The sequence below is a fragment of the Xanthomonas codiaei genome (assembly GCF_002939785.1).
In the GTDB taxonomy this organism is placed as follows: domain Bacteria; phylum Pseudomonadota; class Gammaproteobacteria; order Xanthomonadales; family Xanthomonadaceae; genus Xanthomonas; species Xanthomonas codiaei.
Window position 1 is genome coordinate 216049 of the sequence record NZ_MDEC01000002.1, and the last position, 25432, is coordinate 241480.

General features: G+C 67.5%; 18 protein-coding genes and 1 pseudogene. 8 read left to right on the plus strand and 11 right to left on the minus strand.

The window, feature by feature from the left end:
* Window positions 1-204 precede the first annotated feature (204 nt).
* Window positions 205-1146 (plus strand): GAF domain-containing protein, encoded by a 942-nt coding sequence (locus XcodCFBP4690_RS02265; RefSeq protein WP_167394435.1) that lies wholly within the window; start codon window positions 205-207, stop codon window positions 1144-1146.
* Between the two features lie 389 nt (window positions 1147-1535).
* Here the strand turns inward: XcodCFBP4690_RS02265 and XcodCFBP4690_RS02275 are convergent, their stop codons facing one another.
* Both XcodCFBP4690_RS02275 and XcodCFBP4690_RS02280 read right to left on the minus strand, forming a co-directional pair.
* Window positions 1536-2537 carry a hypothetical protein gene (locus XcodCFBP4690_RS02275; RefSeq protein ID WP_167394436.1) on the minus strand — a complete coding sequence of 334 codons (1002 nt, stop codon included), beginning with the start codon at window positions 2535-2537 and terminating at the stop codon, window positions 1536-1538.
* A gap of 293 nt (window positions 2538-2830) precedes the next feature.
* Window positions 2831-3583, minus strand: a complete 753-nt coding sequence (locus XcodCFBP4690_RS02280; RefSeq protein ID WP_104539441.1) for a DNA-formamidopyrimidine glycosylase family protein — start codon at window positions 3581-3583, stop codon at window positions 2831-2833.
* A 104-nt stretch (window positions 3584-3687) separates the two neighbouring features.
* Between XcodCFBP4690_RS02280 and XcodCFBP4690_RS02285 the strand changes: the two genes are divergently transcribed.
* Entirely contained in the window at window positions 3688-4452 is a 765-nt protein-coding gene (locus XcodCFBP4690_RS02285; RefSeq protein WP_104539493.1) for a DUF72 domain-containing protein, read from the plus strand.
* A gap of 427 nt (window positions 4453-4879) precedes the next feature.
* Window positions 4880-6547 carry an alpha,alpha-trehalase TreA gene (treA, locus tag XcodCFBP4690_RS02295; protein ID WP_104539443.1) on the plus strand — a complete coding sequence of 556 codons (1668 nt, stop codon included), beginning with the start codon at window positions 4880-4882 and terminating at the stop codon, window positions 6545-6547.
* 146 nt (window positions 6548-6693) lie between these two features.
* Here the strand turns inward: treA and XcodCFBP4690_RS02300 are convergent, their stop codons facing one another.
* Together XcodCFBP4690_RS02300 and XcodCFBP4690_RS02305 are read right to left on the minus strand one after the other, a co-directional pair.
* Window positions 6694-7698 (minus strand): arabinan endo-1,5-alpha-L-arabinosidase, encoded by a 1005-nt coding sequence (locus XcodCFBP4690_RS02300; protein WP_244183557.1) that lies wholly within the window; start codon window positions 7696-7698, stop codon window positions 6694-6696.
* A 400-nt stretch (window positions 7699-8098) separates the two neighbouring features.
* Complete coding sequence (locus XcodCFBP4690_RS02305; RefSeq protein WP_104539445.1) at window positions 8099-10198, minus strand: NHL repeat-containing protein; 2100 nt, start codon at window positions 10196-10198, stop codon at window positions 8099-8101.
* A 164-nt stretch (window positions 10199-10362) separates the two neighbouring features.
* Between XcodCFBP4690_RS02305 and XcodCFBP4690_RS02310 the strand changes: the two genes are divergently transcribed.
* A complete protein-coding gene (locus tag XcodCFBP4690_RS02310; RefSeq protein WP_167394437.1) occupies window positions 10363-11058 on the plus strand; it encodes an AIM24 family protein in 696 nt (231 codons plus the stop codon).
* 379 nt (window positions 11059-11437) lie between these two features.
* Here XcodCFBP4690_RS02310 and XcodCFBP4690_RS02320 read toward each other — a convergent pair whose 3' ends face one another.
* Both XcodCFBP4690_RS02320 and cycA read right to left on the minus strand, forming a co-directional pair.
* Complete coding sequence (locus tag XcodCFBP4690_RS02320) at window positions 11438-12349, minus strand: CorA family divalent cation transporter (RefSeq protein WP_104539448.1); 912 nt, start codon at window positions 12347-12349, stop codon at window positions 11438-11440.
* 171 nt (window positions 12350-12520) lie between these two features.
* The gene (gene cycA, locus XcodCFBP4690_RS02325) at window positions 12521-13897 is read right to left on the minus strand and encodes a D-serine/D-alanine/glycine transporter (protein WP_104539449.1); all 1377 of its coding nucleotides are present in this window, start codon (window positions 13895-13897) and stop codon (window positions 12521-12523) included.
* Window positions 13898-14415: 518 nt separating this feature from the next.
* Here cycA and XcodCFBP4690_RS02330 point away from each other — a divergent pair.
* Window positions 14416-16188: an expansin EXLX1 family cellulose-binding protein gene (locus XcodCFBP4690_RS02330; protein ID WP_104539450.1), complete on the plus strand. Its 1773-nt coding sequence runs from the start codon at window positions 14416-14418 to the stop codon at window positions 16186-16188.
* Between the two features lie 197 nt (window positions 16189-16385).
* Here the strand turns inward: XcodCFBP4690_RS02330 and XcodCFBP4690_RS02335 are convergent, their stop codons facing one another.
* Window positions 16386-16595 (minus strand): hypothetical protein, encoded by a 210-nt coding sequence (locus XcodCFBP4690_RS02335; RefSeq protein ID WP_104539451.1) that lies wholly within the window; start codon window positions 16593-16595, stop codon window positions 16386-16388.
* Window positions 16596-16932: 337 nt separating this feature from the next.
* On the opposite strand from XcodCFBP4690_RS02335, the gene XcodCFBP4690_RS02340 reads away from it, so the two are divergent.
* The gene (locus tag XcodCFBP4690_RS02340) at window positions 16933-17703 is read left to right on the plus strand and encodes a transporter substrate-binding domain-containing protein (RefSeq protein WP_104539452.1); all 771 of its coding nucleotides are present in this window, start codon (window positions 16933-16935) and stop codon (window positions 17701-17703) included.
* A 135-nt stretch (window positions 17704-17838) separates the two neighbouring features.
* On the opposite strand, the gene XcodCFBP4690_RS02345 is transcribed toward XcodCFBP4690_RS02340, so the two are convergent.
* Entirely contained in the window at window positions 17839-18714 is an 876-nt protein-coding gene (locus XcodCFBP4690_RS02345; protein ID WP_167394438.1) for a DMT family transporter, read from the minus strand.
* Between the two features lie 474 nt (window positions 18715-19188).
* On the opposite strand from XcodCFBP4690_RS02345, the gene XcodCFBP4690_RS02350 reads away from it, so the two are divergent.
* Window positions 19189-20040 (plus strand): class I SAM-dependent methyltransferase, encoded by an 852-nt coding sequence (locus XcodCFBP4690_RS02350; RefSeq protein WP_104539454.1) that lies wholly within the window; start codon window positions 19189-19191, stop codon window positions 20038-20040.
* A 397-nt stretch (window positions 20041-20437) separates the two neighbouring features.
* Here the strand turns inward: XcodCFBP4690_RS02350 and XcodCFBP4690_RS02355 are convergent, their stop codons facing one another.
* The 3 genes from XcodCFBP4690_RS02355 to XcodCFBP4690_RS02365 form a co-directional block, all read right to left on the minus strand.
* Complete coding sequence (locus XcodCFBP4690_RS02355) at window positions 20438-21337, minus strand: NAD(P)/FAD-dependent oxidoreductase (RefSeq protein WP_104539455.1); 900 nt, start codon at window positions 21335-21337, stop codon at window positions 20438-20440.
* Between the two features lie 108 nt (window positions 21338-21445).
* Window positions 21446-21934 (minus strand): Rrf2 family transcriptional regulator, encoded by a 489-nt coding sequence (locus tag XcodCFBP4690_RS02360; protein WP_104539456.1) that lies wholly within the window; start codon window positions 21932-21934, stop codon window positions 21446-21448.
* Window positions 21935-22041: 107 nt separating this feature from the next.
* Window positions 22042-23910 (minus strand): GGDEF domain-containing protein, encoded by a 1869-nt coding sequence (locus XcodCFBP4690_RS02365; RefSeq protein WP_104539457.1) that lies wholly within the window; start codon window positions 23908-23910, stop codon window positions 22042-22044.
* 323 nt (window positions 23911-24233) lie between these two features.
* Between XcodCFBP4690_RS02365 and XcodCFBP4690_RS02370 the strand changes: the two are divergent.
* Window positions 24234-25361: pseudogene (locus tag XcodCFBP4690_RS02370) on the plus strand (DUF1615 domain-containing protein).
* The last annotated feature ends 71 nt before the right edge of the window (window positions 25362-25432 follow it).

Genomic DNA, 25432 nt, shown 5'->3' on the forward strand with positions numbered 1-25432 from the left:
GGGGGCCGATGATGCGGCTGACCTCAGCGGCCTGCGCCAACCGCAGGGACACGCTGGCGACGACCTCATCCCGCGGCCGGTACTGCCGCAGGCCCGATCCAGCGCGCAACCGTACAGTCGGATGCAGCCTGCCTTTCCACGCTGCGTTATCGGCCGGCCCGGTTAAGCTTGGGCACTCTCCTCGACAGGTGCTTGGCTCATCCGATGAAAGAGATGCCGAAGGCAGACGAAGCTTCCCGCCAGCAGGTGCTCGACGGTTATCGCATCGTCGACAGCCTGCCCGAAGACACCTACCAGGACATCGTGCAGGTGGCTGCGGCGTTGTGCGAGACGCCGATCGCGCTGATGTCGCTGGTGGACCGCGACCGCCAATGGTTCAAGGCCCGGCTCGGCCTGGGCCTGCAGCAAACCGACCGTAGTCAGGCGGTATGCGATCACGCCATCCGCGAGCCCAGCAATCTGATGGAAGTGCCCGACCTGACCCAGGACCCGCGTTTCCGCGAGATTTCCGTGGTCACCGGCGAGACCGGCGCGCGCTTCTATGCCGGCATGCCGCTGGTAACCGACGACGGCGTGGCGCTGGGCACCGTCTGCGTGCTGGACACCGAACCGCGCCGGCTCAACGACATGCAGCGCACCGGCCTGCAGGCGTTGGCGCGGGTCACCATGAACCTGCTGGATGCACGCCAACAGGCGCTGCAACAGGAACGCGATGCCATCCTGCAGCCGGCCGCCGATGCGGCCGCGGCGGCGGCCGGCCAGGCCACCAGCGACGATCCGTATCGCCTGGTGATCCTGGAAGTGCAGGAACTGGCCGCACTGGCCGAGCGCCAGAGCGAGCGCCTGCTCGGCCGCACCCTGCAGCAGCTGGACCAGTCTTTCGCCGCGCTGGTGCAAGGCCCCGGCAACAGCATCGACCGGGTCACCGACAGCGCCGAATTCATCGCCGTGCTGCGCGGTCCCGATGCCGAGCGCACCCTGCAGGCCCTGCGCGAGGTGGCCCAGCAGCAACACCCGCTGGGCCTGACGGTGTTGCTGGGCGAGGCACGCGCCAGCCGCGCGGACGAACCGATCGGGCAGGTGTTCCTGCGCGCGGAAATCGCGCTGAGCGCAGAGAAGGACCGTTACCGCCAGAGTCTGGCGTAGGCATGGCTCCGCAGGCGTACCCTCACCCCAACCCCCGCTCCGCGCCCCGGCCCACGCCATTGGCGCGGGCGCTCCAAGGCACATGCGCCAATGGCGCGTAAGCCGTGCCTTCTCGCCCCGGCGGGAGAGGGGCATGAATCGATTCTCCGGCGGAACAGGGGCTTGAAGTGCTCGCCCGGCGGGAGAGTGGCTCGAATTGCTTCAGTCTGGTCTGCCATTGAACCCAAGCGGCCAAACAATAACTCCAGCACGCAACAGCGTCCGTCGCGTCTGAAGCCCTTTCCCGCCGAGATGGGATGGGGTGAGGTGCGGCAGTGCTGCGGTGCTCGACGTCACGATGACGGTACCGCGCTCCCAACTGCTTTGAGACAGCAACGAAAACTCAGCACTCACCCCACCGCGCACTGCTTCAGTTGCCGGTCCGCGTACCACAAAGCGCGGCGCGCCATGTCGTAGGCGTTGTCGGCCTGGCGCGGCAGCAGTTGCGCGGCCATCACCGGATCGGCGCCGTTGTTCAGTGCGTGCTCGGCGCGCTCCAGATCCGACAGATGCGTGCGCACCGGCGACAGCAGCGAGGTGCGCCGGGATGCAGCGCAGCGTGCGCTGCGTTGCTCCAGCGACGCCAGGGCGTCGCGGATGCGGCGGCTGGCTTCTCCCTTGAGGTCGGGCGGGCTTTCGTGCGCGATAGGTGCGGCCTTGTAGGCATCGCCGGTCGCCTCGCTGCCCAGATCGGCCTGATTGCCGGCCAATGCGGGATTGAAGCGCACATCCGGTGGCGGACGCGCCTTGGTCACCTGCGTCTGCGGCCCGTTGAGCATGTCGTTGAACTTCTTCATGCCGCGATCCATTTCCTGCATCGCCACATCGCCCAATGTGCCATCGCTCTTCCAGTCCTTGGCAAAGCGCGTTTGCTGGTACTGCACCGGGTTGACCCGCTCCATCACGCTGCGTGCCTTCGCTTGTGCGCGCGCGTCGGTCATGCCCGGCGGCACCGCAGCGCCTTGCGCCAGCGGATCCAGCCGGGTGTCCGGCGGCATGCGCAGGCGGCCCTCGCGGGTGTACAGCTGGGCGGCCATCGCATCGTTGGCCGATGCATTGGCCGCCGCCACCTGGCGCTGCGGCGGTGGCGTGCGTGTGGGCGGCGGCGCAGCACGTGCGGTCGATGCGGCGGCGGGCGGCCGTCGCTCGGCCTGCGTTGGCGGCACGGCCGGAGCCGGCTGCGTGAGCGGCTGGCGTGGCAGGAAGTACACCTGCAGGCTTTCGTCGTGGCGTACCGACTGACGCGGGGCCGGCATGTACAGCAACAGGCAGGCAAGAAAGAACAGGATGGCGCCCGTGCATGCGGCTGCAGCCATATGCGGGACAAGCGCTTCCTTCCTGCGGGTAATCACTATGCGGGAGACCGGTGGGGTGGGAGGGTTGGCAATCGCTTCTGCAGTCACGGTGCCGAGCGCACAAATCTAGCGGGCCCGGCGTTTGCGCGCGTTTGAAATTCGTTGTCCGGCCACTCAGCCCCAGCCGCCATTCACATTCGCTGGGCATGGCCGGATCGGAGCGCCTGGAGCGGGCCTGGTGGCGTGCAGTCACTCGTCGTGGGTGGGCATTCCGAAGGCGACTCGCGATGGTTGGCTCATGTCGCATCACGCGCAGGCAGTGCCCAGATCGGATCGCAGGCTCGCTGTCCTTACGCGCCGTCAGGCAGATACAACCGCTGACAAACCTCGCAGAAGAACGCCCGCCGGCCGGCCTTGCCCAAGTGCTTGCGATACTGCAGCGGCGCGCCATCGCGCGGGTAGATGGTCCTGGTATGCACCTGGAAGTGCTTCTTCAGCACCGCTGCCTTCTTCCACGTATAGAAATCGAAACTGTACTCGCGCGCCTGCGTGACCAGTTCGCCGAGTTTGCGTGCCGGCAATGCACCCACCTGGCTTTCCGGATGCACGCCAATCCGATGCAGGACCTCGTTCTTGATGATGTTGCCAACCCCGGCAAAGATGTCCTGGTTCAACAAGGCATCGGCTGCGAGCATCGCAGGGGCGGCACGTAGTTTGCGGCGCGCCTGCGCTGGGTCCCAGTGGGGGCTCATGACATCCGCGCTCCAGTCGTAGACCGTATCCAGCGGACCTTCGATGAACTGCACCGAGCACGCATAGACGTTCAATCGCTCGCCCTTGGAGAACTCCAGCCGCAAGCGCGGCACGGCGTTGGGCTTGTCTTCGTTGATGCGGTAGCTGCCAAACAGCAGGAAGTGGATGCGCACACTGAACTGCGCGCATTCGATCAGCAGATGCTTGCCCCAGCTGCGCACGGCCAGCACCTTGCGATGTTGCAGGCGCGCGATGTCCAGCTTGCTGTTGCCGGACACGCGCAGCATCTTGCGGCCCACGAAGCGGGCCGCTTCTTCGCGCAGGATGACCAGTGAGGGGCCTTCGGGCATGCCCCAGTATCGAAGCGGCGCGTGAGTCGGTCGTGATCGCTGCGCACACGGAATCCTGACGTGGGCACCGGCATACCGTCGTGTCAGCCAACACCATCAACGCCATGCCTGCTCGCGCTTCCCCCGCAAATGGATGCCTCCGGTGTGGTTGCGCAGGTTGGTCGATTCCCGCTGCCGAGCGTGCCGGCTTCGGCGCAGGCGCCAACGTGCTGCAGCGTTACGCCACCGGCTTCAACGCGGTAGAGATCAACTCCTCGTTCCATCGCCCGCACCGCCGCGACACCTATGCGCGCTGGGCCGACACCGTGCCCGAGGACTTTCGGTTCTCGGTCAAGCTGCCACGCAGCATCAGCCACGATGCGCGGCTGCAGGCAGCCGGCCCCTTGCTGGATGCCTTCATCGCGCAGGCCGGTGCGCTGGGCGCACGCCTGGGCTGCCTGCTCCTGCAATTGCCGCCCAGTGCGGAATTCGACGCGCGCGTGGCGGCGAGCTTCTTCGCCATGCTGCGGCGGCGCTGGGAGGGCAGCGTGGTCTGCGAGCCGCGCCACGCCAGCTGGTTCACACCACAGGCGCAAGCGGTGATGACGCGTCACCGCATCGCACGTGCCGCCGCCGACCCTGCGCCGCACCCGTCCGCAGCCGCACCGGACCCCACCACCGGCCCGTCCTACTGGCGTTGGCATGGGAGTCCGCGCGTCTATTACAGCAGCTACGATGCGCCGGCGCTGGCCGCGCTGGCGGCAGCCGTGCACGGTGCGGCGCGGCCCGGCACCGACCGCTGGGTGATCTTCGACAACACCGCCGCCGGCTTGGCCGTGCCCAATGCCTTGCGGATGCGGACCCTGCTGGGGATCGAAGCGGTCGGTTGACGCGCTTCACTGCGCTCGCCGGCCATGTCGTTGCATCGCCGGGCCGCGCACCTAGCTGCCAGGGCGGCTGCGCCGGTGCAACGGCCAAGCTGCGCGTTACCCTGACGCATGCCGGCGTGGTGTCGCGCCTGCCGACGCCTGCGCCCGCACTGCATCAACGGGGGCACGCGCCGCACCCGGCCAAGCCGGGCTCTGGCGCATTTCTTGCAGTTCCACTGGCGATCCAAGGCGACGCCGCGGCGCTCAAGCTGCTCCGATCCGCGCCGATACGCCAGGATTGGCGCACGTTGCGGCGGCGCGCCGGATCACCTTGCTGAATCCTGTTGCCACCACGCGAAGTGCGCCAGCGTTCCGGCCACCCGCGCGGTCCCGCCCGCCACTTCGGTCGTTTACCATGCCACACGCCACTGCCCGTTCTGGAGATGCCATGAGTTCTGCCGCGCCCCCGTGCTGCACGTCGCTGCTTGGCCTGTCGCTGAGCATGTTCGTCGCGCCGTGCACGCTGACCGCCGCGCCGCTGGAGACTCCGGTCGTCACTGCGCCCGCCTCGACGCCGCCCACGCCGGACCTGGCCTACCCCGAATTGTTCCAGGCGGTGCAGAACGCAGACCTGTTCGAGGACCAGAAGCACTTCGTCGACTTCCTGCCGCTGCGCGACCCGGCACTGATCAACGCCGACTATCTGGCGCAACACGACCACCCCGGCTTCGACCTGCGCCGCTTCGTGGACGCCAACTTCGAAGAATCGCCGCCGGTGCAGACCGACGTGATCCGCCAGGACACCGCGCTGCGCGAGCACATCGACCTGCTGTGGCCCAAGCTGGTGCGCAGCCAGACCCAGGTGCCGGCGCACAGCAGCCTGCTGGCACTGCCGCATCCCTACGTGGTGCCGGGCGGGCGCTTCCGCGAGGTGTACTACTGGGATTCCTACTTCACCATGCTGGGCCTGGTGAAGAGCGGGCAGACCACGCTCAGCCGCCAGATGCTGGACAACTTCGCCTACCTGATCGACACCTACGGACACATCCCCAACGGTAACCGCACCTATTACCTGAGCCGCTCGCAGCCGCCGTTCTTCTCCTACATGGTGGAACTGCAGGCCGGCGTGGAAGGCGAGGCCGTCTACCAACGCTACCTACCGCAGCTGCAGGCCGAATACGCTTACTGGATGCAGGGCAGCGAGGGTCTTGCGCCCGGCGAGGCCGCGCGCCACGTGGTGCGCCTGGCCGACGGCAGCGTGCTCAACCGCTACTGGGACGAACGCGATACCCCGCGCCCGGAAGCCTGGCTGCACGACACCCGCACCGCCGCCGAAGTACAAGACCGCCCGGCTGCCGAGGTCTACCGCGACCTGCGCGCCGGTGCCGAAAGCGGCTGGGATTATTCCAGCCGCTGGCTGGCCGACGGGCAGAACCTGCGCACCATCCGCACCACCGCCATCGTTCCCATCGACCTCAACAGCCTGCTCTACCACCTGGAGCGCACCCTGGCCCAGGCCTGCGCGCAACCCGGCGCCGAGTGCACGCAGGACTACGCCGCACTGGCGCAGCAGCGCAAGCAGGCCATCGATGCGCACCTGTGGAATGCGGCCGGCTATTACGCCGACTACGACTGGCAAACCAAAACCCTGAGCGACCAGGTCACGGCGGCCGCGCTGTATCCGCTGTTCACCGGCCTGGCCTCGGACGCACACGCCCAACGCACCGCCACCACCGTGCGTGCGCGCCTGCTGCGCCCCGGCGGCCTGGCCACCACCGCGGTGAAGACCGGCCAGCAATGGGACGAGCCCAATGGCTGGGCGCCGCTGCAATGGGTGGCCGTGGACGGCCTGCGCCGGTATGGCGAAGACGCACTGGCGCGCAGCATCGGCGAACGCTTCCTCGGCCAGGTGCAGGCGCTGTTCGCACGCGAGCACAAGCTGGTGGAAAAATACGGCCTGCACGCCGATGCGGCCGGCGGCGGCGGTGGCGAATACGCCTTGCAGGACGGCTTCGGCTGGACCAACGGCGTCACCCTGATGCTGTTGAACCTGTATCCGGGCAAGGACGCCGCGCCCGTCAAGCGCGTGCGCAAGCCAGAGCCGGCAGCGCGCTGACCCTGCGCACGCTGCCGGGCACTGTTCGGCAGCGCTGACGGCCCTTGCATCACTGGCAGCCGGCGGCACCGGCGGATGACTGCAACGCGCATCGCCTGCGTGTTGCGCCAGTGCAGGGCGTACCGGCGTGCTGCAGTGATCGTTGGTTACTGCACCACCGGCCAACCCTTGCTGTCGTAACCCAGGCGGTTGATGCCCAGCCGCGCATCGCCGCGGTCGTCGTAGTAGTGATAGACCAGGATGTCGCCATCGCCATCGCGGAACACCGATTGCCCGCCCGGCCCATGCATGCTGCCCTGGCCGGCATGGATCACCGTACCGCCGCCATTGCGCATGTCCACCCCGGCACGATCCAGATACAGCCCGGTCACCGACCGCGCACGCCCCACGGCGATCCTGTAGGTGCTGCTGGCGCCCTTGCAGCACGCATCGAAGGACACGAACAGGTAGTACCACCCGTTGGCCTGCTGGATGAAAGGTGCCTCCACTGCGCCGGGCGAAGGCCGGCTCGCCAGGCTGTAACGAAACGTATTGCTGGCCAGCTGCTTGCCGGTGCCCGGATCGAGCTGGATCAGCTTGATGCCCGACCAGAACGAGCCGAACGCGAGCCACCATTTGCCGCTGCCATCCACCACCAGGTTGCCGTCGATGGCGTTGTAGTCGTCGCCGCTGCGTGAGGCGTAGACAATGCCCTGGTCCTTCCACGAGCCCGGCTTGCCGGTGCTGCTGCTGGCCAGGCCAATGGCCGATGCATTGGAACCAAACGACGATGCGGCGTAATACATCAGGTACTTGCTGCCGCGCAGCGAGACATCCGGCGCCCATACCTCGTTCTTCGGGTTATAGGTCTTCACCCAGCCCGGCATGCTGCCGAAGATCGCACCTGCATTACTGAATCTGGTGCGGTCGGTGCTGGTGAGCACGCCCACCGTGGAATAGATGTAATAGCGCCCATCGCCGAGCTTGAGCATCGAAGGGTCGTGCACGATGGTGTCGCCGGTCACCACGCCCGGGCCGGTGGCCGCCCACGCCACCGTGCCATCCACACCAGACACCGCAACCGCCGCTGCGCACAGCAGTGCAAGCGCCCCCATACGCAACGCGCCTGCAGCGCGCACCGGCTCCCATCGATTGCCGCGACCTACGCGCATCGTCTTTCTCCTTCGGTTCTCGAGATCCCCTGCCACGGCAATCTAATCCGGCAACGTCTGCTTGAACCCGACGCCGTTCGCAGAAGCGTGCAGGGTGCGGTGCACCGGGATGCGCTGCCGACGTGCGGTATTCGCGAGTCGTGGCGCCGATGGCCACCGACATATCGCGAATCCTTGGATGGCAGCGCGGCGTTACGCAGTTGCAGGCGCCGAGTGGCGTAACGCCGGCGCGCACGTTGCGCCGCTCAGCGTTCTGCAGCGGCGCATTGAATCGTGTTGCAACACACACGCAGTGCCACCGAATCGGCGTGAGATACCGCGCAGCAGTCCACCGGTCGTTGCTATGTCACCGCACAACACTCGCAAGCGTTTGCCTGCCGCCGCATCGCTGCACGTATCGCTACTCCACACGCAGGCGCAGGTCGCGGTGACCGATCGCTTCATTGCCGCTGTAATCGCGTGCAACGATGCGCAGGACATAGTCGCCCGCCGGCAGCGCGCCAGCCTGCCATTGGCCGCTGCCGATGCGCCCATCGCGCACGGTGTTGCTGACCATGTAGCGGAAGCGTGTCACCGCGCTGCCGTGCACGGTGATCCCGCTATCGGGCGCATAGGCGAGCAACACCGCAGCCGGATCGGCCGGCATGCGATTGAAGACAATCGTCATGCGTGGTGCGTCCTCACCCGGCAATGCCACGCCCTGCGCATCCAGCACCTGGTAGCCCAGCGCGTACAACCCCAGCCGGCGACGCGGCAGGTTGCGATCCACCTGGTCCCAGGCGTCGACCACGATCTGCACGCCTGCCGCGCGCGGCACCTGTACCACGCCCTGGATCACCGGCAACGGCTGGCCACCGGCATCGAGCAAGCCGATGCGATCGATGCGTGGCGCGACGTGATCGGCATATCCGGTAAAGCCCAGCTGCACCGCATTGCGCTCGAAGCCATTGGCGCCGGCAGTCAGATGCACATGCGCCATGCCGTTGAGCGTGCCCAAGGCATCGCCGGCATGGAAGCGCGTGCCGCGCAGCACCCGCACGCGCTCGGGTTCGCCGTGCTCATCGCGCAACAGGTGGAAGCGTTGCGGATCCAGCACTGCGCCCTGTGCGGTGCGGCCCACGCGCATGTGGATGTAGCCCAGCGTGTCCAGCGCCATGCCCTCGCCCAGTTGCCCCAGCCCCCAGCTGGCATTCGGGCTGAGCACCTTGGCATCGGCAATGGCGACCACCCGCTGGCCGACATCGCCGGCGATATCCAGGCCCGCGTGCAGGTGATCGCGACTGAGCCCCTGGTAGTTGCCGCGCACTTCGCCCAGCGTGCCCACCACCTCGTGCCAGCCATCCTGCGGCTGCAGCGGCCAGCGGCCCTGCGTCTGCGGCAGCGGCTGGGTGGGCGCCGGCCCCACCACCGGCGATGGGTTGGCGATGGCCTCGCTGACCGGTACCAGACGATGTACGCGGGCACTGCCGGCATCGCCGACATACACCGCACCGCGTGCATCCACCGCCACCCCGGCCGGCCGCGACAGCCGCTGGTCGACGTCCTCGCTACCCAGCATGACGACATGCCCGGCCCGCGACACCTGCAGCACGCGGCCGCTGGCATCGGCGACGTACATCACCCCATCCAGTGTGATCGCCAGGCTCATCGGCCGATGGATCAACCCACTGGCATCGGCGGGCCGACCGCCCAGCAGCGTGGCCACCGTGCCGTCCGGCGCGATACGACGGATCGCATCGTTACGCATGTCGGCCACCCACACGGTGCCATGCGCATCCACAGCCAGATCGGTCGGCGTATCGAAGCGCGCCTGCGCGCCGACACCGTCGGTCATGCCCGGTCGCGTGCCGCCGGCCAGGGTGCGCACCTGGCCACCGGGTTCGATCACACGGATGCGATCGTTATAGGTGTCGGCCACGAAGACGCGCCCGTGCGCATCCACCGCCACGCCGATCGGCCCATTGAAGCGCGCCTGCGCTGCAGCACCGTCGCGATCGCCGGCAACGCCATCACCGGCCAGGGTGGTCACTGCGCCCTGCGGCGTAAGCTTGCGGATCGCATGGTTGCCGGTGTCGGCAATGTAGAGATTGCCGGCTGCATCGAGCGCGATTCCCGACGGCGTATGGAAGGCCGCCGCCGCACCGATGCCATCGGCAAACCCTTCGCGGCCGCCGGCCAGCGTGTGCACGGTGCCCTGTGCGTCCATGGTGCGGATACGGTTGTTGTCGCCGCCATCGGCAATGTACAGCCTGCCCTGCGCATCGATCGCCAGACCGTAGGGTTCGTCAAACTGCGCATCGGCCGCGCGCCCATCCCCTGCGCCCCGCACCCCGTTGCCCGCCACCCACTGCAGCTGCGCCCTCCAGCCCAGCGGCGTGGCAGCAGGCTCCTGCTTTTCTGGCACCGTGCGTGGCCTGGACATCAACCACCATGCCAGCAGCAACGCCGTCGCGGTTGCTATCAGCAGGATGCCGATCCATCGGATGCGGGGATTCGCCATGCGGTGCGCAGTAGGTTGAGAGAGCGGCACTGTAAGCGGGTTTGCCCTGCTGCGGGGGAGCAGGCAAGCCCCAGGGCCGCCGCACGCGGCGCATGCAGGCATGCATCGCCCGCTGCGCAGGCCTGCGCGTATCATGCGCACTCTTTCACTCCAGGACGGAACGCATGGCCGTACGCACGCTCAACGAGTTTCTCGCCCACTCCAAGGAAAACGACGTCAGCCCCGATCCCTTCGAGCTGGAAAACCCGCATCTGCTGGAAGTCCGCCTGGACGGCATGGTGTGGTCCAAGGCCGGCGCCATGGTCGCGCGCACCGGCAACGTCAAGTTCACCCGCGAAGGCCTGCTCGAGCAGGGCCTGGGCAATCTGCTGAAGAAGGCGGTCAGCGGCGAAGGCATGCAGCTGATGAAGGCCGAAGGCCAGGGCCGCGTGTATCTGGCCGATGTCGGCAAGCTGGTCACGCTGCTGCGCTTGAATGGCGAGTCGATCTTCGTCAACGGCAACGATGTGCTGGCGTTCGAATCCGGCATCGAGCACAAGATCACGATGATGCGCAAGGTGGCCGGCATGCTCTCCGGTGGCCTGTTCAACGTGCGCCTGAGCGGCCACGGCATCGTGGCGATCACCTCGCACTACGAGCCGTTGACCCTGCCGGTCACCGCCGCCAGCGGCCCGGTGTTCACCGACCCCAATGCCACCGTGGCCTGGTCGGGCACGCTGACCCCGGAGCTGGTCACCGATGTGTCGCTCGGCACGCTGTTCGGCCGCGGCTCGGGCGAGAGCCTGCAGATGCGCTTTGCCGGCGAAGGCTGGGTGGTGGTGCAGCCGTACGAAGAAGCCAGTTTCCAGGCCAAGGGCTGATCGTGCATGCCCGGCTGCGCGTTGCGTGGCCGGGCAACGTGCCGGCACTGAGCTCATGCGCAACGCAGCGCATATCGCGCTGATCCCGGGACTGCGCTGGCGTTCGCCGACGCTGTACTGGCCGTGCGCGTGGCCTCGGGACATCAGCCATGGACGTGCAGCTGCGACGGTGCAGATCACTGGCATGACATCGTGCGAGAGGATCGGAGAAGGCAGTTCGCAGCCACCAGACACACCACATCCTGCACACGCACGGATCGCGCCGCGCAGATCGTCAAGCGCGTGTACGGGTTTCTCTTTTCGGACCTGAAGATCTAGCGTGCCGGTCCAGTCGAATCGGCCTGGATACGCTGCAGGATCGCAAACGCAGCGACCGGTCTCACACCCACCCACGCTTGCGAAACCACGCCAGCGGAATCACCACGCTCAGCGCGATCACCCCCAGCGCCCAGAAGTAGGCGTCGTGCCACTTGAGCTCGGGCATGTAAGCGAAGTTCATGCCCCAGATGCCGACCAGCACGGTGGGCGGAATGCCCACCACCGAGGCCACCGCCATCACCTTCATCACGTTGTTCTGGTCCATGTTGATCATGCCCAGCACGCTATCGAGCAGGAACTCGATGCGGTCGTCCATGTGCTGATGGAATTCGCTCAGGGTGGTCAGGTCCTTGTGCAGCAGACCGATGCGCTTGGCCGCATCGGCGCCGAACCAATCCGGCGTAGCGCTGTCCAGATAGGTCACCAGCCGCAGCATGCCCTGCCCCGCATTGTGCAGCCCGCCCAGCTGCCGGCCCATGCCACCGACCTGGTGCAGCATGCGCTCCAGATCACGGGTCTTGTGCGGGTTGTCGAATACCTGCCGGGTGGTGTCGGTGACCGCCGCTTCCAGGGCTTCCAGCCGGTCTGCCAGGCGACCGACCAGCTGGTCGAACATGCGCAGCAACAGATCGTCGGAACTGTGGCAGGGCTCGTGCTCCAGCCGCGCGGCCACCGCCTCCAGCGAGCCGATGCGCTGCTCGCGCAGGGTCACCAGCATGGTCGGCGACAGCGCAAAGCCCAGCGGCGCGGTGGGGCCATCGTCGTCCTGGAAACGCGGCACGTTGAGGAACAGCACCTCGCCCTGGCGGCGCACCCGGCTGGAGAATTCGATCTCGCCGATCGCCGCACGGTCCGGCAGCGCGAAGCCCACCCGTTCGGCCGCCTCGGCCAGCTCCTGCGGAGCGGCCTGACACAGGTCCACCCAGCACCCTTGCGCGTGGTGGGTTCCGGCAATCGGGTGGATGGTGATCATGCGGCAGGCCATGGCGATAGATGGCCGCGAGCATCGTACCCGGCCTGAGCCGCGTCAACGCTGCGCGCAAACGCGCTCAGCTGGCAGTGGCCTTTATCGCGGTGTTGTGCAGCCAAGAACACAAAGGCCCCGCACTGCGGAGCCCTTGCAATACAGCCAACGCTGCGGCGCTTACCCTGTGCGCGTCTGGGCACGCTTCACGGCATAGCCGATCGCCAGGATCAGGAACCACACCGGGCTGGCCAGCAGGGCCTGGCGCGTATCGGCCTGCAGGGTCAGCAACACGATCACGAAGGCGAAGAACGCCAGGCACACGCAACACATCACCACCCCGCCAGGCATCTTGAACTGCGATGCCGCATGCTGCTCCGGGCGCTTGCGGCGATAGGCGATGTAGGCGCACAGGATCAGCGACCACACGAACATGAAGAGCACCGCCGACAAGGTGGTGACCAGCGTGAACGCGGTGACCAGATTGGGGATCAGATACACCAGCATCGCGCCCAGCAACAGGCACATGCAGGAGAACAACAGGCCACGTGCCGGCACCGCCGCGCGCGAGAGCCTGGCAAATCCCTTGGGCGCATGCTGCTCCTCGGCCAGGCCGTAGAGCATGCGGCTGGTGGAAAAGATGCCGCTGTTGGCCGAAGACGTCGCCGAGGTCAGCACCACGAAATTGATCAGGCTGGCCGCGGCCGGCACCCCGGCCAGCACGAACAGCTCCACGAACGGGCTCTTGTCGGCCACCACCTGCCGCCACGGCGTCACCGCCATGATGGCGATCAGCGCCAGCACGTAGAAGATCAGGATCCGCACCGGAATCGAGTTGATCGCCTTGGGCAGATTGCGGCGCGGGTCGGCGGTTTCTGCTGCAGTGGTGCCCACCAGCTCGATGCCGACGAACGCGAACACCGCGATCTGGAAGCCGGCGAAGAATCCGCCAACGCCCATAGGGAACATGCCGCCGTCGTTCCACAGGTTCGCCAGCGAGGCCACATTGCCCGACGGCGAACGGAAGCCCCACGCCACCAGCCCCGCACCGGTGATGATCAGCGCGCAGATGGCGATGATCTTGATCAGCGCAAACCAGAACTCCATCTCGCCGAACAGTTTCACCGTCACCAGATTCAATGCCAGCAGCAACAGCACACAGGCAATCGCCGGAATCCACGGCGCCAGGCCGGGAACCCAGAACTGCGCGTAGGCGGCAATGGCAATCACGTCGGCGATGGCGGTGATGATCCAGCAGAACCAGTACGTCCAGCCGCAGAAGAATCCGGCCCAGGGGCCGAGCAGATCGGTGGAGAAGTCGATGAACGACTTGTAGTCCAGGTTGGACAGCAACAGCTCGCCCATCGCACGCATCACGAAGAACAGCATCGCGCCGATGATCAGGTAGACGAACAGGATCGACGGCCCGGCCAGACTGATCGTCTTGCCCGAGCCCATGAACAGGCCGGTGCCGATCGCCCCACCGATCGCGATCAACTGCAGGTGGCGATTGGAAAGGCTACGTTGCAGATGATCGGGCGCGGACGGATCGGACATGGGCACGGCACCGGCAAGTGAACAAGCCGTCAAAAATACGAGATCGCGCCGGCCGGCACCAGGGGGTTGCAAGAGCCGGCGGCGCGGGGCGGCATGCGTCGTACGACGCCGACATGGTGCGTATGGTGGAGGTGTGCGCGGCGAAGCGCTGTCCGCCCGTGCGCGGGCCAGACGCGTTTGGCAACTCGCTCGCCGACGCAGCTCCCGGTCCGGCGCCAGACGACCAAGACCGCTGCCCCCATGACGCCGGGTCATCCATTGCGCGCAGTGGCCGGGCATTCCAGGCCCGGTGTGCGCTCCACGGCAACCCCATGGCGCGCAGCCGACAGCAGCGCGCGCAGCACGCCGTGCTCGATTGCATCATGGCGGCGCGGCATCTCGCACGAACAGCGACTCCCATTCCAGTGCCCACGCCTGCCCGTGGTCGCATGCATGCTCCCGCCCGCTTCCTTGACTGGGCGCACGGATCGCGGTCGACATAGCTGGTTTCCTGCGCAGCCGTCACTCAGGAGACTTACATGCATCTGCGCTCCCATGTCTTTCTCGCGCTAGCGCTGCTGGCCCCCGTCACCGCCTCGGCCGTCCAGGTCGACACGCACGGGCAACTGATGGACACGCAGGGTCGGCCGCTGCAGATCCGCGGGACAACCTGGCCGGGATTTGATCGCGCTGGACTGGCCGCAACCGGCTTGCGCGACAACACCCTGGCGCATCTGCTGGACCAGCTGCAGGCGGCCCACATCAATGCCGTGCGGCTGCCGATCTGCGCAGCGGTGCTGCAGAGCAGGCCCATCACCGCCTCGGAGGTCGCCGGTGACCCCGCACTGGCCGGCTTGAATGCGCTGCAGCTGCTCGACGCGGTGGTGCGTGCAGCCAGCGAACGTGGGCTACAGGTCATGTTCGCATTCGCCGATGGTCGCTGCGATGACGGTGCGCCGCAGCTCGGCACGCAAGCTCAGGCCTGGATGCAGGGCCTGGCCACGCTCGCGCGCCGCTACGGCGCAAACCCTGCGGTGATCGGCATCGATCTGGGGAGCAGCGGGTATCGCAATGCCAGCTGGGCAGGAAATGACGTCCATGCCGACTGGAACCGGGTGGCATCGCGCGCCGCTGCGGCGGTGCTCGCGCTGGCGCCGCGCTGGGTGGTGGGTGTCGAAGGTGTCGGCAGCACTGCGCTGTGCAGCGACACCGCACGCAAGGCCGCGGGCAGCAATCTGCAGCCGCTGGCGTGCGTGCCGTTGCGCGTTCCGGCGCGGCAGCTGGTCCTGATGCCCAAACTGGCCGGGCCGGATCGCGACGCGGCACCGGCGTTTGCAGCACCGGACTTTGCACAGGCGCTGCCAGCCACCTGGCAGCGCGATTTCGGCAGGTTTGCGGCCGATCACGCGGTGGTGCCGGTCAGTCTCGGCGGCGGCCTGGGCGATGGCGATCCACGCGACCCGGCATGGCAGGCCGCGTTGAGCGGCTATCTGGCCAACAGCGGACTGCGCAGCGCGTTCCTGGGCAGCTGGGAAGTGGGCAATGCCAACAACGGCGGGCTACTTGCGCCAGATGGCAGCCCGCGGACAGACAAACTGCAGCTGCTGCACCGGGCGTGGGGAACGGCGCCTGCGGCGGGCGTCGCCGCATCGGCGAACACAGCCGCTGGCAAGAATGCGAGCAAGGCGACCGCCTGGAACAGCACCTTCACCGGCACGGCGACGTACACCGGTTCCGGCTACTCGGGCGGTGCGCTGTTGCTGGACCCGATCCCCAGTACCGCCTTCATCACCGCGCTCAACCCGACGCAACTGAACTTCGGCGGCGTAAAGGCGGCAATGGCTGGCGCCTACCTCGAAGTGACCGGCCCCAAGGGCAAGACCACGGTCTACGTGACCGACCTGTATCCGGAAGGAGCTTCCGGCGGGCTGGACCTGTCGCACAACGCATTCGCCGCGATCGGTGACATGGTGGATGGGCGCATCCCGATCAGCTGGAAGCTGGTGCGCGCACCGATCACCGGCAACGTGCAATACCGCATCAAGGAAGGCAGCTCGCGCTGGTGGGCCGCGATCCAGGTGCGCAACCACGCCTATCCGGTGGTCAAGTTCGAAGTCAAGCAGGGCAACACGTGGAAGAACCTGCAGAAGATGGACTACAACCACTTCCTGGGCGAGCAGTTGGGCAACCAGCCACTGTCCATTCGCATCACCGATATTCGTGGCAAGACCCTGCTCGACACGATTCCGGCGCTCTACGAAGACGGCAGCCATCCGGCCTATTTCCAACCGGGAAACGTGCAATTCCCCTGAGCCATCCCGCCGGGCGGCCTGCGTGCCGCCTGGCGCCCGGTGCGGCATTCCATTGCTACGCCGCGCGTTACGTGGATCGCTGATTCGGCATGGGGCTTTTTGTGCAGCAGGCCTGGAGAAAGCGCGCAGAAAGGTCGACGCCAGCGTCTAACCACCGGCTGTCACGCGTGGCATCGGATACATGCGGCGGCGACCGATTACCCGCCCGCAAGACCTCCGCCGACACGTCCCGGCAGGGCGCTGTCATCAGCCTTCTCAAGTTCGCCGACCTCATCGCGCAAGCCGCCTTTCTGGGGAGGTTGCTCTTCCAATGGAATCTCGTCTTCGTTCGTATCTGGATCTGGTGTGCCATGCATCGACATGGCGAACGTAAATATCTGGCGATCGATGTATGGAGTGAGCTGCATGGGTGGCTCCGTGGACGCGATGGGTGGGCCCACGCTAGGCCGGCTGGCGCTACCCGGCCGTGAGCCAGGCAGCCTGCGCCGTAACGTCTTGTTGACAGGCCACCGGGATTGCAGCGCCCTCGGTGCGCGAAGCTGGCGCCGTCGTACCTGACACCCACTGGCGCGCAGGACGTGTGGCCAAGCCGACAGCAGCCGTTGATGGGCCAACACTTCCACCGGCACTGCAGAGTGCACGACAGCGATGGCCTTCGCCTTGCGTCACTCCGCCTGCGCCGATCTGCAAAGCTGTCGCACCCACACACATCGCTATCATGTGCCTCCCTCTCGGAGCCATGCCATGCGCGCTCGCATCTTGATCGGATTGCTGCTGACCTGCGGCGTCGCGCACGCGGCTCCGCCAGCCTCACGCCTGGATGCAGTGCTTGCCTCCGGTGTGTTGCGCGTGTGCACCACCGGCGACTACCGCCCCTATTCCTTGCTGCGCGCCGACGGCACGTTCGAAGGCAGCGATATCGCGTTGGCGCAGTCGCTGGCCAATAGCCTGGGTGCGCGGATCAGCTTCGTGCGTACCAGCTGGCCGCAGCTGTTGCCCGATCTGCTTGCCGACCGCTGCGAGATCGCCGTTGGCGGTATTTCGGTGACCCTGCCGCGGCAACGCCAGGCCAGCTTCAGTGCGGTACTGGAGGTGGACGGCAAGATTCCGCTGGTGCGCTGCACCGACCAGGCCCGCTACCGCAGCATTGCGCAGCTCAACCGGCCCGAGGTACGCGTGATCGAACCGCCTGGCGGCACCAACGAAGCCTTCGCACGGCGCGAGCTGCCGCGCGCGCAACTGCGCCTGTTCGCCGACAACACCACCATCTTCCAGGAGCTGGTGGAGCGGCGCGCCGATGTCATGATCACCGACGCCTCCGAAGCGCTGTACCAGCAAAAACGCCTGCCCGGCCTGTGCGCCATCGCTCCCGAGCAGCCGTTGCAATACAGCGAAAAGGCCTTCCTGCTCCCACGCGACGACGCTGCATGGAAAGCCTATGTCGACCAATGGCTGCACCTGAGCAAGGCCAGCGGCGAGTATGCCGGTCTGGTTGAGGCCTGGCAGAGGCCTTGATTCGGGAGTCGGGAGTCGGGATTGGGGATTCGCAAAAACAAGAGCAAGCGCTTTAGCTCATCGCGACATGAGTGCAGTACCGCTGTTGCGAATCCCCAATCCCCAATCCCAAATCCCAAGGCGCAAAGCGCCGCCTCAAACGATCTTGGTCCGCCGCCACCAGCGCGAGACCTGTTCCTCGCGGATCAGCGTGAACAGGCCCGCGCCCAGGATCAGTGCGATGCCCACGCCCATCGGCCAGTCCAGATGGTCGTGGAACAGCAGGTAGCCGAAGCCGATCGCCCACAGCATCTGGCTGTACTGGGTGGGCGCCACCACGCTGACCGGCGCCAGGCGCGTGGCGTACATCATGCAGATGGCAGCCAGGCCGGCGAGCAGGCCGTAGCCGGCCAGCAGGCCCCACTGGTAGAGCGAGGGCCAGACGAAGCTCGGCAACATCAGGATGCCGCCCATCACCAACGGGCCGATGACGCCAGCGCCGTACAGCGTCAGGCGCTTTTCGCCATGTCCGGCCATGCGCAGGGCGATCACCGAGATGGCACCGACCAGGCCGCAGACGATCGCTGCCACATGCCCGTGGGTGAGATGCCGAAACCCGGGCCGCAGCACGATCAGCACGCCGATGAAGCCCACGATCACCGCCGTCCAGCGTCGCCAGCGCACTTCTTCCTTGAGGAAGACCACCGACAGCACGGTGACGAAGATCGGCATCAGGAAGATCAGCGCAAACGCTTCGGCCATCGGCAAGGTAGTGAAGGCGATCACCGAGGTGAGATTGCCGATGGCACCGGTCAGCGCGCGCAACAGCCACAGGGCAGGCTGCCTGGCCATCACCAGCTCGCGCAGCCGGTCGTCGGGCTTTTTCAGGAACGGCACCGCCAGTAGCATCAGCAAGGCGCCGAGAAACAGCACCTCGTAGACAGGCAGGCTGCCTTCCAGCAGCTTCACGAATGCATCGCTGATCGAATAGGCCGCATAGCAGGCGAACCCCAACAACACACCTTTCAGCATTGCCGACACTCCACGGTTGATGCCGATCCAGACCAGGCGTGGATGTGGGCAGCCCGCAGTATGCGACCGGACGGATGTCAGCGGAACCACGCCGGGTTCGCACGGCGGCAGCGCCAGGCAAGGCCTGCAGGCAACCCGCCATCTGCCGCATCGGCAAAGGGCGCTGCGCACCAGGCAAGGCAGCGCGCCGGCGACGTGCCGCAGGCGGCCGCCACCATGCACCGGCGGCAGGCGCACTCGCCCACTGCTGCCGCGCAAGCTGGCGCGGCAGGATCCTGCCACTGCACAGGTGCGCTCACTCTGAACGCTCGCCACGCTGGCGCGATGCCGGCGGTCCTGCCGCGGTGAGCGGCCGCACCGCTGCGGCGCGATGCAGGCAACGGCGCAGGTGCCGCGGTGCAATCGGTCGGTTACGATGCCGTTCCTTTCACGCAGCGGCGCGCAGACCCGTGCCGGCCCAGCAGACCCTGACGCGTGCCCCACTATTCCGGACCGTTGCTCACTCTTTCCGATGCCCAGGCGCTGCTGGCGGCGCGTAGTGCGGGCCTTGCCGCGTGGACCGGCTCGCTGGATCTGGGCCGCAGCACCGACACCGCACAACTGGATATGCAGACCTGGCAATGGCGTGGCCGCGGCTACCCCTACCCGGGCAAGCTCAAGGACCGCACGCTGTACTTCTGGGACAACGACGACTTCGCGCCGATCTCGCGTTTCGGCAGTGCGCTGATCAAGCTGGTGCCCACCGAATGGGGCGCGCCCACCTTCGAGATCGATGGCATCAAGATGCTGCCGTCGGCACAGCTGTCGCCGTTCGAGGATGCGCGCCGCAAGGTGGCGCTGGTGAATCCGCGCGGCAAGAGCGTGCTCGATACCTGCGGCGGGCTGGGCTACTTCGCGGCGTGTTGCCTGGAAGACGGCGTGGCGCAGCTGCGCTCGTTCGAGAAGAACGCCGACGTGCTGTGGTTGCGCACGCTCAACCCATGGTCGCCGGACCCGGATGCGGCATCGGCCGGTGGGCGCCTGCAGCTGGTCCATGCCGACGTGTCGCAGCAGATCGCCACGCTTGCGGACGACTCGGTGGACGCCATCCTGCATGACCCGCCGCGCTTCGGCATTGCCGGCGAGCTGTATTCGCAGGTCTTCTACGATCACCTGGCGCGTGTGCTGCGCCGTGGCGGGCGGCTGTTCCACTACACCGGCGCGCCGAACAGGCTCACCAGCGGGCGCGATGTGCCCAACGAGGTGAGCAAGCGGCTTGCCAAGGCCGGCTTCAGTACCCAGCTCGCGCTCGACGGCGTGCTCGCTATCTTGCCCGCGCGCCGGTAACGCGCGCGGCGTACTGCCTGGCCGCGCAACGGATCTGCGATGCCGCCCCTTCGACGCCACCCCGCGCGCGTATTCCATCGTGCACAAGCGTCCGCTGCAGCAGCCGCGTCGCCGGCAGTGAGCCATGTACGGTAGCGGGCAGTCGTCAGGCGGGTGAGGACAGCGCACTGGCAATCGGCATGTCGGGATGGCCGTGCCGATTCGCAGCACCGGCCGCACCTTTCGGCGGCTGCGCAACAGTTGTGTCGGCTGCTTTTGGAAGCGGAGTCATTCGCACCGGTGTGATCGCAGCGCTGCTGCAATCGCTGGTGGCTGTGCGGCGTGATCGACGATCGCTGCACAGCTATTGCGGTCTTGGCGCCACGACCGTGGTGTTTCGGGCGACGATTCGCTGCCGCTAGCCATCCAGGCCAAAGATCAGCGTGCGATGCGCCGCCACGCCGGCCATTGCACCGCTGGCGACGGCGAAGGCTACCGATGCGGCGGGGTTGGCGACATCGCCGCAGGCGAATACGCCTTGCACCGTGGTGGCCTGCAGCGCATCCACCGCGACGTGGCTTCCCAAGGGACCATCGTTGCTGCCACAGCCCAGCTGCGCGACCAAGGGGCTGAGGGTGGTACGCGGGGTGACGAACACGCCATCCAGCGCAAACGCCTGGCCATCGCACAGCACCAGTTCCAGCGACTCGCCCTCCCCTTGCAACGCGGCCACCGCACCGCCGACCACTTGCACACCGCGCGCCTGCAGCTGCCGCTGCTGCGCAGCGTCCAGCACCAGCGTGTCATTCAGGAACAGGCGGGTAGCGCCCCAGTCCGGCAGCATCGCCGCCTGGTGCGCCGCAAACGCCGAGGTCGCCAGCACCCCGATGTTCCCCCGCTGCAACTCGTAGCCGTGGCAATAGGGACACACGAAGACCTGCCTGCCCCAGCGCTCGGCCAAGCCGGCGACCGCGGGCAACTGGTCGGCCACGCCGGTGGCCAGGATCAGGCGGCGTGCGGTGTGGCCGCTGCCATCGGCCAACGTGACCTGGAAGGCATCGGCCTGCCCACCTAGCTGCGTCACCTGCCCGTCGACCCACTGCACGCTGGGATACGCCAGCAGCTGCGCGCGCGCTTCGGCGGCGATCTGCGCCGGCGATTCGCCATCGCGACCCAGAAAACCGTGCGAGGTCGCCGCGAAGCGGTTGCGCCGCTGGCCGCCATCGACCACCAGGACCGTGCGGCGGGCCCGCGCCAATTGCAGGGCGGCGGAAAGCCCCGCGTAGCTGCCGCCAATGATGATCACCGCGTGCTGCATGTCCGCTCCCGGTCGCTCACGCCATTTATGTAATTTTAGATGTTACATGAAAAGACGCACAACTCAACCCCGGGGCAGTGCTGCGCACTGCGCCGGATATGTGCGGGATCAACGCTGCAGCGTGCGGCTGCGCTTGCCTGCGGCCTTTGCCGGCGTGCCTGGCGTTGCCGTGCCGGCGGCGCATATCGCATCGAAGTCGCTGGCCAGGGCGGCCAGCGTCACCGACCCCAGGCGATGCAGCAGCAGCGCTTGGGCATCGGCCAGCGCATCGGCGATCGCCGCGTTCACCACGCGCTCCACCCCGCACTGCGGGTTGGACTGATCGGCGCCGATCGCAAACAGGTGCGGGCCACCGACCGCGCGATGCACATCCAGCAGCGTCACCTGCGCCAGATCGCAGGCGATCTGCCAGCCACCGTTGTGGCCCTTGCTCGATTGCACGTAACCGGCACTGCGCAGCCCGGCCATGGTCCGGCGCACCACCACCGCATTGGTCGACAACATGCCGGCGATCTGCTCGGAGGTCATCGGCTGCGCGCTTCTGGCCATGTGCAGCAGCACGTGCAACATGCGGGAGAGACGACTATCGGTGCGCATGCGGTCCTGGGGTGGTCGGTCGGTTCACGGCAACGACCTGTCGTCGTCGCTGCACGATTGTGCCGCAGCACCACCCCATTATCGCAGCACGTCGCGGCGCCACAGGCTCAGCACACCGCCCACTGATCGCGCCCGGCGGTCTTGGCGGCATACAGCGCCAGATCGGCCTGGCCCAGCAACACGTCCAGCCCGCTCCCCGGTGCGACGCTGACCGCGCCCATGCAGAACCGCACCGGTTGCTCGGCGGGCAGGCCGGGGATGGCGATGGCGGCCACGGCGTTGCGCAGGCGTGCGAACACCGCCGGCAGTTCGTCCGGGCTGCATCCGGGCAACACCAGCAGGAATTCCTCCCCACCCAGCCGCCCCAGCCGGTCCTGCGCGCGCAACGCCAGCTTCGAGGCGCTGGCCAGCGCCTTGAGCACCGCATCGCCGGCGGCGTGGCCATGCACGTCGTTGATCAGCTTGAAATGATCCAGGTCGATCAGGGCCAGCATGCAGGGCGTCTGCGTACGCAAGGCGTGGTCGATCTGCTGCTGTGCCTCGACGCGGATGGCACGGCGGTTCGGCAGGCCGGTGAGTTCGTCGCGCATGGCCAGCCGCGACAGCTGGCGGCGATGGCGCGCACCGAACGCCAGCACCACCAATGCGCCGACCAGCAGCAGGCAGGCCGCGCACAGCGCGATCCAGAGCGCGCGCTGGCCGGCTTCGCGTGCCTGCAGCGCCAGCCGTGCGGTTTCGCTGCGGCGGCGCAGCTCGGCGGTTTCGGCATCGCGGCGCGCATCTTCGTAGCGCGCCTGCAGCCGCAGCATCACGGTGTCGCGCTGGCGGCCCAGGTTCTGCGCGCGCAATGCGTTGGAGCGTTGCAACTCCTGGTAGGCCTCGGCGTGCCGGCCTTCTGCGGCCAGCGCCTGGGCAATGGCATCGACCAGCTCGGCGCGCCCGGTCAGGGCCAGATTCGGGTCGTCGGCGGACTTGGCCGCGGTGATCGCACTGCCCAGCTCGGGCGATTTCAGTGCGGTGAGCGCCTGCAACAGCACGGTATGGCAGGCCGCCACGCGGCCAACATTGCCCTGTTTCTGCATCAGAGGCAGCGCTTCGCGCGCCATCGTCAAGGCTGCCTCGGCATCGCCGGTCCTGATCAAGGCCTCGCTGGCATTGGTCAGCGCCGCCGCCACTCCGGCCTGATCGCCCAGCTCGCGGCTCAACGCCAGCGCGCGCCGAAAATGCAGCAACGCCGCCGCCGGTTGCTGCAGCGCCAGCGCACTGCCGTATTCGTATTCGATCAGGCTGCGCTGGAAGCGCGCCGGCTGGTCGTGCAGGCGCGCCAGGGCACGCTGCAGGTAGTCCTGCGCATCGTTGTCGTCGGCCACCTTGCCGGCGACACGGCTGGCCAGTGAGCCGAGCTGGGTCAGGCCATCGACCTCCAGGCCGAGCAGCCCTTCGCGCGCGGCGCACTGGTAACTGGTTTGCGCCGCGCTCCAGGCTTCGTCGCTGCTGCCGGAGGCCAGCATGCTCCACATGTCGATCGCTTCGACCTCGCACAGCAGATCGCTACGCCCCAGCGCGCGTGCCTGCTGCCGCAGGCCGTTCAAGCGCGCCACCACGCTGCGGTTGGGGTTCTCGCGCACATCGCTGAGCGTCTGCACGATGTGCAGCCAAAGCTGCGCCTGCGCCGCACTGCCGTGCACCTGGTCCAGCAGGCCGCGCGCCCGGGTCAACGCCGCCTGGCGCGCCTCGTTGTCCTCCAGCGAGATCAGCACCCGCGCCTGCGCTAGCAACGCCCAGAACTGCGCGTCGCTGTCGTGCTCGGCCCTGGCCCTCTGCAGCGCCTGCTGGGCGATCTGCAACGCGCCGACCGGGTCGTCGAGCGTGGCCGATTCGATGGTTTTCCACGGCTGCGGCTGCGCACAGGCCACGGCGCTGATCGCCAGCAACAGGCACGCGATGAGCACGCCCCGCCAGACCGTCGCAGGCATGCTCAACGATCGCTCACGGCCAAGCGGGACCACAGCGCTGGCGCGCCGCGCCCACGACCACCCGGCCGACCTGGGCACTGGCTGTTTGCTGCGGCATCTCAGGCACTCCCGTGGTCGCACAGCGGTGGAATCCAGTAAGCGAGACAGCAAGGCCTGCCCGCTCGAGGTGATGCGGCTGCCATCATGACCGGCGCAGCTCGCCTGTAACGTGATCGTCGCCAGTGGTCGAGCCCGTTATCGGCCCGGCTACAGAAGACTTGAATCGCCGCGCCGCGCTCACGCGCAGGCACGACGCCGCCACCGCCCGGGCACGTAAACTGCGCATGGCCGCTGCCGCCCCCGACCCTGCTGGAGATGCCGTGAGCTTGCCCCTGCGCCATGTGCCGCCCCTGCTTGCCGCCGTGCTGTTGTCGGCCTGCGCGATCCAGACTCCGCGTGCGCCGCAACGCTCGCCGGAGGTGGTCAAGGCCGATATCGTCCGCCGCCTGCCGGCCACGCTGCCCGACCGCGCCGGCTGGGCCAACGATGTGTATGTGGCGCTGTCCTCGCAGGCGCTGGACACCAGCGCCGACCAGATCTGCGCGGTGCTGGCGGTGACCGAGCAGGAATCGACCTACCAGGCCAACCCGGTGGTGCCCAACCTGGGCAAGATCTCGCGCGCCGAAATCGGTCGCCGCGCCAGCGCGCACCACGTCCCCGCCTTCATGGTGGAAGCGGCGCTGCGGATCACCTCGCCGGACGGCCGCAGCTACGCCACCCGCATTGCCGCCGCGCGCACCGAGCAGTAACTGAGCCGCATCTTCGAGGACTTCAGCGGCAGCGTGCCGCTGGGCGCGCGCCTGTTCGACGGGCTCAACCCGGTGCACACCGCCGGCCCGATGCAGGTGAGCATCGCCTTTGCCGAACGACATGCCGCGCGCTATCCGTATCCGCTCGACGGCTCGATCCGCCACGAGGTATTCACCCGCCGCGGCGGGCTGTGGTTCGGCACCACCCATTTGCTGGGCTACCCGACCAACTACGACGTGCTGCTGTACCGCTTCGCCGATTTCAACGCCGGCTGGTACGCCAGCCGCAACGCCGCGTTTCAAGCCGCGCTGAGCAAGGCCAGCGGCATCGCGCTCGCGCTGGACGGCGACCTGCTCACCCCCGGGGCCAGCCTGGACGCACCCGGCGGTACCGAACGCGCCGCACGCGCGCTGGGCAGCCAGTTGGCAATGAGCGACCGCCAGATCCGGACTGCCCTGGAAGCGGGCACCACGCTCGAATTTGAAGACAGCGCGCTGTATCGCCAGGTCTTTGCGCTGGCCGACGGCGCTGCCGGCACGCCATTGCCGCGCGCGGTACTGCCGGGCATCACCCTGGACAGCCCCAAGATCACCCGCACGCTCACCACCGCCTGGTTTGCGCAGCGGGTGAACGAGCGCTGGAAGCGCTGCATGGCCAAGTAGGCGCACCCGCCGCAGGACACGCGGCACCTGCCGCGCCACGTCCGACACCTTTGTTGCGCGACAAGGCACGA